This is a genomic window from Capnocytophaga cynodegmi DSM 19736 (assembly GCF_000379185.1).
In the GTDB taxonomy this organism is placed as follows: domain Bacteria; phylum Bacteroidota; class Bacteroidia; order Flavobacteriales; family Flavobacteriaceae; genus Capnocytophaga; species Capnocytophaga cynodegmi.
Map to the genome: position 1 here is coordinate 96445 of NZ_KB900705.1, position 8273 is coordinate 104717.

At 33.4% G+C, this 8273-nt stretch carries 6 protein-coding genes; 2 read left to right on the forward strand and 4 right to left on the reverse strand.

Annotated elements, in window-relative coordinates; translation table 11 throughout:
- Positions 1 to 68: 68 nt before the first annotated feature.
- The 4 genes from YW9_RS0102745 to YW9_RS0102760 form a co-directional block, all read right to left on the reverse strand.
- Positions 69 to 1307 carry a DUF445 domain-containing protein gene (locus tag YW9_RS0102745; RefSeq protein WP_018278652.1) on the reverse strand — a complete coding sequence of 413 codons (1239 nt, stop codon included), beginning with the start codon at positions 1305 to 1307 and terminating at the stop codon, positions 69 to 71.
- 78 nt (positions 1308 to 1385) lie between these two features.
- On the reverse strand, positions 1386 to 3227 hold the full coding sequence (glmS, locus tag YW9_RS0102750; protein ID WP_018278653.1) for a glutamine--fructose-6-phosphate transaminase (isomerizing): 1842 nt from the start codon (positions 3225 to 3227) through the stop codon (positions 1386 to 1388).
- Between the two features lie 92 nt (positions 3228 to 3319).
- The gene (gene coaD, locus YW9_RS0102755) at positions 3320 to 3778 is read right to left on the reverse strand and encodes a pantetheine-phosphate adenylyltransferase (RefSeq protein ID WP_018278654.1); all 459 of its coding nucleotides are present in this window, start codon (positions 3776 to 3778) and stop codon (positions 3320 to 3322) included.
- Positions 3779 to 3780: 2 nt separating this feature from the next.
- On the reverse strand, positions 3781 to 4761 hold the full coding sequence (locus tag YW9_RS0102760; RefSeq protein ID WP_018278655.1) for a D-alanine--D-alanine ligase: 981 nt from the start codon (positions 4759 to 4761) through the stop codon (positions 3781 to 3783).
- Between the two features lie 194 nt (positions 4762 to 4955).
- On the opposite strand from YW9_RS0102760, the gene aroC reads away from it, so the two are divergent.
- Positions 4956 to 6020, forward strand: coding sequence for a chorismate synthase (aroC, locus tag YW9_RS0102765; RefSeq protein ID WP_018278656.1), 1065 nt, complete (start codon positions 4956 to 4958; stop codon positions 6018 to 6020).
- A gap of 11 nt (positions 6021 to 6031) precedes the next feature.
- The gene (locus YW9_RS0102770) at positions 6032 to 7963 is read left to right on the forward strand and encodes an LTA synthase family protein (protein WP_018278657.1); all 1932 of its coding nucleotides are present in this window, start codon (positions 6032 to 6034) and stop codon (positions 7961 to 7963) included.
- The last annotated feature ends 310 nt before the right edge of the window (positions 7964 to 8273 follow it).

Sequence of the window (8273 nt, forward strand, 5' to 3'; positions counted from 1 at the left end):
TTTTTTAAAAAATTGCTGCAAAAATAAAACGATTTTTTGAAATTGGAAGAAGAAATTTAATGCTAAAATCAGAAAAATTGAGTGATGATGTAGATGATAAGCCCTACTAAACCACCAACTAATGTTCCGTTAATACGAATAAATTGCAAATCTTTACCTACTTCAAGTTCTAATTTTTCGCTTAATTCTCGTCCTTTCCAATTACCAACAGTCTGACTTATAAGCAATCCTGCTTCGTTTCTATTTTTCAAAATAAACTGGTAGATTGTCTTTTGGCTCCATCCATCTATGCGATTTTGAAGTTGTTTGTCGGTTTGAAGTTGATTCGTAAAATTTAGCACTGATTTTTTTAAATAACTTTTTAAAACAGAATCATTTAAGGGTTTTGATAGGTCTTCTTTTAGGAAGTTTTTGATGTATACCCAAATACTTTCAGCGTATTTTTCAATATTTTCAGATTGTAATAAATTATCTTTTAGCTTTTCTAATTTTTGTTTCCAGTGAGGCTCATTTTTTAAGTCTTCTTTAAGTAAAAGTAGTTGATTTTCTATTTCTTTTCGAATAGAATGTTCTTCATTTTCAGCTACTTCTCCCATATAATTTGCTAATCCCGCAGTGATTTTGTCAGCTAAAATCTTGTCGATAAAATCGGGAATAAAAAAGGCACTTTCTTGTGAAATTTTTTTGTGAATTAAGTCCTTATTTTCTAAAATGTAAAATTGTATTTTCAGAAAAATAAAATCAAGTATTTTTTGATGTTCTTTTTCTTTTAGTAAATATTCTAATGCGTTACTTATTAATGTGTTTAACTCTATTTCTTGAAGTAATAGTTTAGATTTTTCTGTAATAAAATTTGTAATTTTTTTATCATTCGTATTTTCTATTATTTCTTCAAGTTTTACTTTAATTTCATTTATTAATATATTGATATTCTTTTCTTTATTTAAGTATTTAACAATGAAAGAAGAAACATTGATGCTCTCCACATATGGTCGGATATTTTCTGCTTTTAAAAAATTTTCTACCACAAAATTTCCCAAATTATCTCCAATATCTTTTTTTCTATTTTCAATCAAATTTGTGTGTGGAATTGGAAGTCCCAAAGGTTTGTGAAAAAGGGCAGTAACAGCAAACCAATCCGCTAAAGCACCGACCATAGCTGCTTCAGAAAAAGCCTTGATGTAGCCTACAAAAGACCATTCAGGAGCCTTTTTTTGCAGAATTACCATTGCAATATACATTAAAGTCATAAATAGAAATAATGCAGTGGCAATTCGCTTGTGGAAACGTAATTTTTTTTCTTTCATATGTAGTATTTATAAAAAGAAAAGAACCAACAATTAAGAAAATATCGAAATTGTTGATTCTTTGTGTTAATTTTTTGATTATTCAACGGTTACTGACTTAGCCAAATTTCTTGGTTGGTCAACATTGCAACCTCGTTTTATGGCAATATAGTACGACAGTAATTGCAATGGTACTGAAGCCAGAATTGGAGACAGAGCTTCACTAACTTCTGGAATTTCGATTACGTGGTCGGCAATCGACGCCATTTGTGTATCTCCTTCAGTTACAATTGCTATAATTTTTCCCTTTCGGGATTTGATTTCCTGAGCGTTAGAGACAATCTTATCATAATGACCTTTGAGTGGTGCTATGAAAATTACAGGCATATTTTCATCAATCAAGGCGATAGGTCCGTGTTTCATTTCTGCTGCAGGATATCCTTCTGCGTGAATGTATGAAATTTCTTTTAGTTTCAAAGCTCCTTCCAAAGCTGTAGGAAAATTAAATCCTCTACCCAAATATAAACAATTTGAAGCGTTTTTATAAATATCAGCAACTTCAATAGCTGTTTGATGCGTATTTTTGAGTGTTTTTTCAACCAGATTAGGTATGTTAGCCAAATTTTCTGCCAATTCTCTGTAAATTGCTTTGTTGATAGTTCCTTTTTTGTATCCTAAATGTAAAGCCATCAGAGTTAGTACAGTTAATTGTGTGGTAAATGCTTTTGTTGATGCAACACCAATTTCGGGACCTGCGTGTGTGTAAGTTCCTGAATCTGTGATTCGAGCGATAGATGAGCCTACCACATTGCATATTCCATAAATGAAAGCTCCTTGTTCTTTTGCTAATTTTAAGGCTGCCAGTGTGTCAGCTGTCTCTCCTGATTGTGAGATAGCTATGACAATATCATCTTTATGAATAATTGGATTACGATAACGGAATTCTGATGCATACTCTACTTCAACAGGAATTCGGGCAAATTCTTCAAATAAATATTCTCCTACAAGTCCTGCGTGCCAAGAAGTTCCACAAGCTACAATAACAATTCGTTTGGCATTTAAGAATGTATCAATATGATTATCAATACCAGACAATTTGGTTGTATAATCATCTAACAATCTGCCTCGCATTGTATCTTGTATGGATTTGGGTTGTTCGTAAATTTCTTTTAGCATAAAATGGTCATAACCACCTTTTTCAATAGCTTCCAAACTGATTTTTAGTTCTTGCATAAGTGGAGTAACACTCTCATTACTAAGAATATTACGAACATTTAATGGTTTTCCTAATCGAATGGTAGCCATTTCGCCATCTTCCAAATAAAGGGCGTTTTTTGTAAATTCAATGAAGGGAGAAGCATCTGAAGCGATAAAAAATTCATCTTTACCAATGCCAATCACAAGTGGACTTCCTAATCGAGCCACTACAATTTCCTCAGGACGACCTTCTTCCATAACGGCAATGGCATACGCTCCAACCACTTCATTGAGAGCGTGACGAACAGCACTTTCTAAAGATAAGTTTTCTTTTTCTTTAAAATATTCAATAAAATTTACTAATACTTCAGTGTCAGTATCCGATTGAAAGGTAAATCCTTCCTGAATTAGTCGTTGTTTGATGCTGTCATAATTTTCGATAATTCCGTTATGAACAATGGCAAGTTTTCCTGAACTTGACAAATGAGGATGTGAGTTTACATCATTTGGAACTCCGTGTGTAGCCCATCGAGTATGTCCCATACCACAACCAAATTTGGGAACTTCGTTTCCTGCTTTGGTTTCCAGATCGGAAACCTTTCCTTTGGTTTTTACATTTAAAAATTTTTCGGAGTTCAGAATGAATCCTGCACTATCATAACCGCGATATTCCAATCGCTTCAATCCGTCAATTACAACGGGAAAAGCAGCTCGGCTGCCTAAATAACCTACGATTCCGCACATAATTTTTATTTTAATTTAAGATTTGTTCTCTTTTTGAATGGTAGGTAATAGTATATTTGCATTATGTTAGCCTTTGAAAGCTAAAAAATATGTTATAATTCAATTTTGACACTCTCAGGAACAAGAACGGTGTAATTTCCGTTATTCCGAATTACATCACGCACGATAGATGATGAAATGAATGATGTACTTGCAGCAGTAAGTAAAAAAACAGTCTCTATTTTCGATAATGTTCTGTTAGTGTGGGCAATTGCTTTTTCAAATTCAAAATCAGCTGGATTTCGAAGACCTCTCAAAATAAATTGAGCATTGATTTCTTTGCAAAAATCCACCGTAAGTCCTTGATAAGTAGTTACTTTAACTTTGGGTTCATCAGCAAAAGCTTTTTCTATAAAGTTTTTGCGTTGTTCCAACGAAAACATATAATTTTTGTCGTTATTTACTCCAATGGCAACTACTATTTCATCGAATAAATCCAATGCTCTGTGAATGATATCGTAATGACCAAGTGTAATTGGGTCAAATGAACCAGGAAATAATGCTCTTTTCATTTTTAAAATTCATTTATAGCCTCTTCGATAGCGTTTTCAAATAAATCTGAAAGTGAAATTCCTGCTACTTTAGCTTGTTGAGGCAACAAACTGGCTTCAGAAAGCCCTGGTGTAGTATTCATTTCTAGTAAATAAGGAGTTTCTCCAACGATAATGAATTCACTTCGGCTAAATCCTTTCATTTTTAGTATTCGATATATTTTTTCTGCCAGAATATTGATTTTCTCAGTCATTTCATCAGAAATTCTTGCAGGAGTAATTTCATCGGATTGTCCCAAATATTTTGCTTCATAATCAAAGAAATCATTATGTGATACAATTTCCGTCATTGGCAGGACTTTTATTTTTCCTTTGTAAGTAATTACACCAACGGAAACTTCAGTTCCTTCCAGAAAACTTTCAATCAAAATTTCATCATCTACTTCAAAGGCTTTTTCGATAGCTTCCGATAGTTTCTGCTTTTCGTACACTTTGTAAACACCAAAGCTACTGCCTGATTTATTCGCTTTTACAAAACAAGGAAGCCCTACTTTTTTAATAATTTCAGAAACTGAAAAATCTTCTCCTTTATTGAGATAAAACGAAGGAGCAGATAGTATGCCGTAAGGTTTTAAAACCGAAAGCATATCCCTTTTATTAAAAGTTAAAGCCGAAGCATACATACTACAACCAGTTAAAGGTAAATTTATTAGTTTGAAATATGCCTGTAAATAACCATCTTCGCCAGGTGAACCGTGTATTGCATTAAAAACAGCGTCAAAAATTATTTTTTTGCCTTTTATTTCAACCGAAAAATCATTTTTATTAATCGGAATTTCTTGATTTTGCTCATCAACAAAAAACCATTTTTCTTTGTAAATATGGATAGGAAAAACGTCGTACTTTTCTTTGTTAAGGTGTTGTACAACAACATTTCCACTTTTTATAGATACTTCTGCTTCAGCAGAATATCCTCCCATAATAACAGCTATTTTTTTTCTCATTCTTTTTTCAAAAATCTCTGTAAATAAATTTTATGAACGTGCCAAAAATAGTGTTTATTATTTTAAGAAAAAGTTAAAACCCATTTTTTTTATTATTTAAGCAGATTTAGAAAGAAATAACTTGATAGATTATTGTTAATTATGTGTTATTTTTTACTTTTGCTTCAAGAAGAATACTTTCACACAGCAAAACTATGGCAGGAAATACATTCGGAACGATATTTAGGCTAACTACTTTTGGCGAATCGCACGGGGAGGCCCTTGGCGGAATTATTGATGGCTGTCCAGCAGGGATAAACATTGATTTTGAAGCAATTCAAAAAGAATTAGATCGGCGAAAACCTGGGCAATCGGCTATCGTTACTCAACGCAAAGAACCTGATGAAGTACGTTTCCTTTCAGGGATTTTTGAGGGAAAAACAACAGGAACTTCCATAGGTTTCATTATCGAAAATACAAACCAAAAGTCGGACGATTATAGCCATATAAAAGAAGTATATCGACCAAGTCACGCCGATTATGTTTATCAACAAAAGTATGGGCATCGTGATTATCGTGGAGGCGGACGGAGTTCAGCTCGTGAAACGGCTTGTCGTGTTGTGGCAGGAGCTATCGCCAAGCAAGTTTTGAAAGGCATTCGGTTTTTGGCTTATGTTTCTTCCGTAGGGGAACTTTCTGTAAATAAAGATTATACAGAATTGGATTTGTCACTAACAGAAACTAATCCTGTTCGTTGTCCTGATTTGCAAATGGCTTCAAAAATGGAAAATTATATAAAAGAAATCCGAAAGGCAGGGGATACAATAGGCGGAACAATAAGTTGTGTTATCCAGAATGTTCCTGTGGGGCTGGGTGAACCTGTTTTTGACCGACTTCACGCACAATTGGGCAAGGCAATGCTTTCTATCAACGCTGTGAAAGGTTTTGAATACGGCAGTGGTTTTGAAGGAACCAAACAACGTGGAAGCCAACATAATGATCTTTTCAATCCTGACGGAAGTACGCAAACCAATCGTTCTGGCGGAATTCAAGGAGGCATTAGTAACGGAATGGATATTTATTTTAAAGTGGCTTTCAAACCTGTGGCAACCCTTATGCAAATGCAACCTGCTTTGGATTCAGAAGGAAACATCGTGCAAATGCAAGGAAAAGGACGTCACGACCCTTGTGTAGTACCACGTGCAGTCCCCATTGTGGAGGCAATGGCTGCAATGGTTATTCTGGATTTTTATTTGATGAATAAAACAATAACAATTTAATCAATCACTTTATGAAAAATATTCGGTTTGGAGAATATAAAGTTTTGTTTTACAGACTTTTTTTAGTTTATCTGTTTTATTTTTTTGCCAGAACTTTGTTTTATGTTTTTAACAAAGATGTAATTTCAGTAGAAAGTATTTCTGAATTTTTCAGACTGGCTTTTTATGGTCTGTTATTTGATTCATCAGCAATTATTTACTTAAACCTACTTTTTATTTTGGTTAGTTTGTTGCCGCTTTGGATAAATACTTCCAGAGGTTATCAAAAAGTAGTTTTTTGGATATATTTTCTGACCAATATTCCTGCGTATTTACTCAATTTCATAGATATTGTTTTCTTTGAATACAATCGTTCTCGCCTTACGTTAAGTGCTTGGAATTTGGCTGCGAATGAAGAAAATAAATTCACACTTCTTTTCGGATTTTTGACAAGGCATTGGCTGGTATTTGTAGCTTTTATTCTATTGGTAGTTTTTTGGATTTTTCTGTACAGAAAGGTAAAAATCAATACATTTCAGGTTAAAAACAAGTTGATTTATTTTGGGATTTCTGTAGTTGTTATGGTACTTTTAACACCTTTATTCTTATTAGGAATACGAGGAATGCCTTTCAAAAAAGGAACTATCCCGATAACAATTACCGATGCAAACAGATACGCCAATGACCTTTCACAAGTTAATTTGATACTAAACACGCCTTTTTGTTTGCTCAGGACATTGGGTAAAAATGATACTTTCCGAAAATACAATTTTGTTTCAGAAGATTATATTGAAAAAAATATCCAACCTATTAAACGATATAGTAGAAAAGTAGAAAATAAACCCAATGTGGTGTTATTTATTTTGGAGGGAATGGGAGCTGAGTATTTTAATACATTTAACAAAAATAGAAATATTCCAGACTTTAAATCATACACCCCTTTTTTGGATTCTTTGGCACAAAACGGCTTTTATTTTTCCAATGTATATGCTAATGCAAGTCGTTCGATGGAAGGTATTTCGGCAGTTACAGCAGGAATTCCTACTTTTGAGATTGCTCTGGCTTCCTCGCCATATTCTCAACAAGAAATTGCTTCAATTGCCAATATATACAGCGAGTTAGGGTATAAAACCGCTTTTTTTCACGGAGCGACTAATGGTTCAATGGGTTTTGACGGATTTACCAAACAAATCGGGTTTGAAAGTTATTTTGGGCGAACAGAATTTAACGATGATAGCCAACATAATGGAAGCTGGGGAATACACGATGAGCCTTTTTTGCAATTCAGTCGAAAGGAAATAAGCAAAATGCAATCTCCTTTTTTGGCAACAATATTCACACTTTCCTCGCACGAACCTTATACTTTTCCGAAAGTGTACGAAACTCGGTTTAATAAAGGATATATTCCGATGCATAATGCTGTTGCCTACGCCGATTATTCCATAAAGAAATTTTTTGAAAGTGCTAAGAAAGAAAAATGGTTTGCAAACACAATCTTTGCTTTCGTAGCCGACCACCCCGCAACAGCTTTTTACGATTATTACAAACAGAAAATTGCCTATTACAACATTCCGATTATTTTTTATAGCCCGAATCCAAACTTAATTCCGCAAGGAAATTCAGATGAATTGGCACAACAAATAGATATTTTTCCTACATTGGTAGATGTAGTTGGCTATGAAAAACCATTTCGTTCGTGGGGAAGAAGTTTGTTTTCAGATAAAAATGAACCTCAACGAGCGTATGTCACTAACCGAAATTTCTATCAATTGATGCAAGGAAATTACATTTACGTTTCTGACATAAAAGGAAACATCATCGGAATTTATGATAAAACCGATTTAGACCTTAAAAACAACTTACAAAAAACAACAAACAATCAGGAAGTTGAAAAAGGCATTACCGACCTTAAAGCCTTTATGCAAGATTTTATGAATCGTGTTCTTGATAAAAAACTCAAATAAAACAATCGTTTTATTCGTATCTTTATGTATGGGAAGGTTTGTTCTGATTGAGCAAACCTTTTATTTTTTTATAAGAATGAAAACTCATTGATATTAAACTGAACAGATTTGAGGATTTATTAATAACACTTAATAAAAATTTTTTTGATTTTTGATTTTGGTTCTCTCTGTTAGATTAAAGCTTCTACCACTTGGAATTTTTCTTTTTCTGTCAGATTAAAATTTCTACTACTTGGAATTTTTCTTTTTCTGTCAGATTAAAGTTTCTACTACTTGGAATTTTTCTTTTTCTGCCAGATTAAAGTTTCTA

Coding starts and splice junctions, on each gene's coding strand:
- YW9_RS0102745 (WP_018278652.1), bottom strand. CDS start 1,307: ATGAAAGAAAAAAAATTACGTTTCCACAAGCGAATTGCCACTGCATTA.
- glmS (WP_018278653.1), bottom strand. CDS start 3,227: ATGTGCGGAATCGTAGGTTATTTAGGCAGCCGAGCTGCTTTTCCCGTT.
- coaD (WP_018278654.1), bottom strand. CDS start 3,778: ATGAAAAGAGCATTATTTCCTGGTTCATTTGACCCAATTACACTTGGT.
- YW9_RS0102760 (WP_018278655.1), bottom strand. CDS start 4,761: ATGAGAAAAAAAATAGCTGTTATTATGGGAGGATATTCTGCTGAAGCA.
- aroC (WP_018278656.1), top strand. CDS start 4,956: ATGGCAGGAAATACATTCGGAACGATATTTAGGCTAACTACTTTTGGC.
- YW9_RS0102770 (WP_018278657.1), top strand. CDS start 6,032: ATGAAAAATATTCGGTTTGGAGAATATAAAGTTTTGTTTTACAGACTT.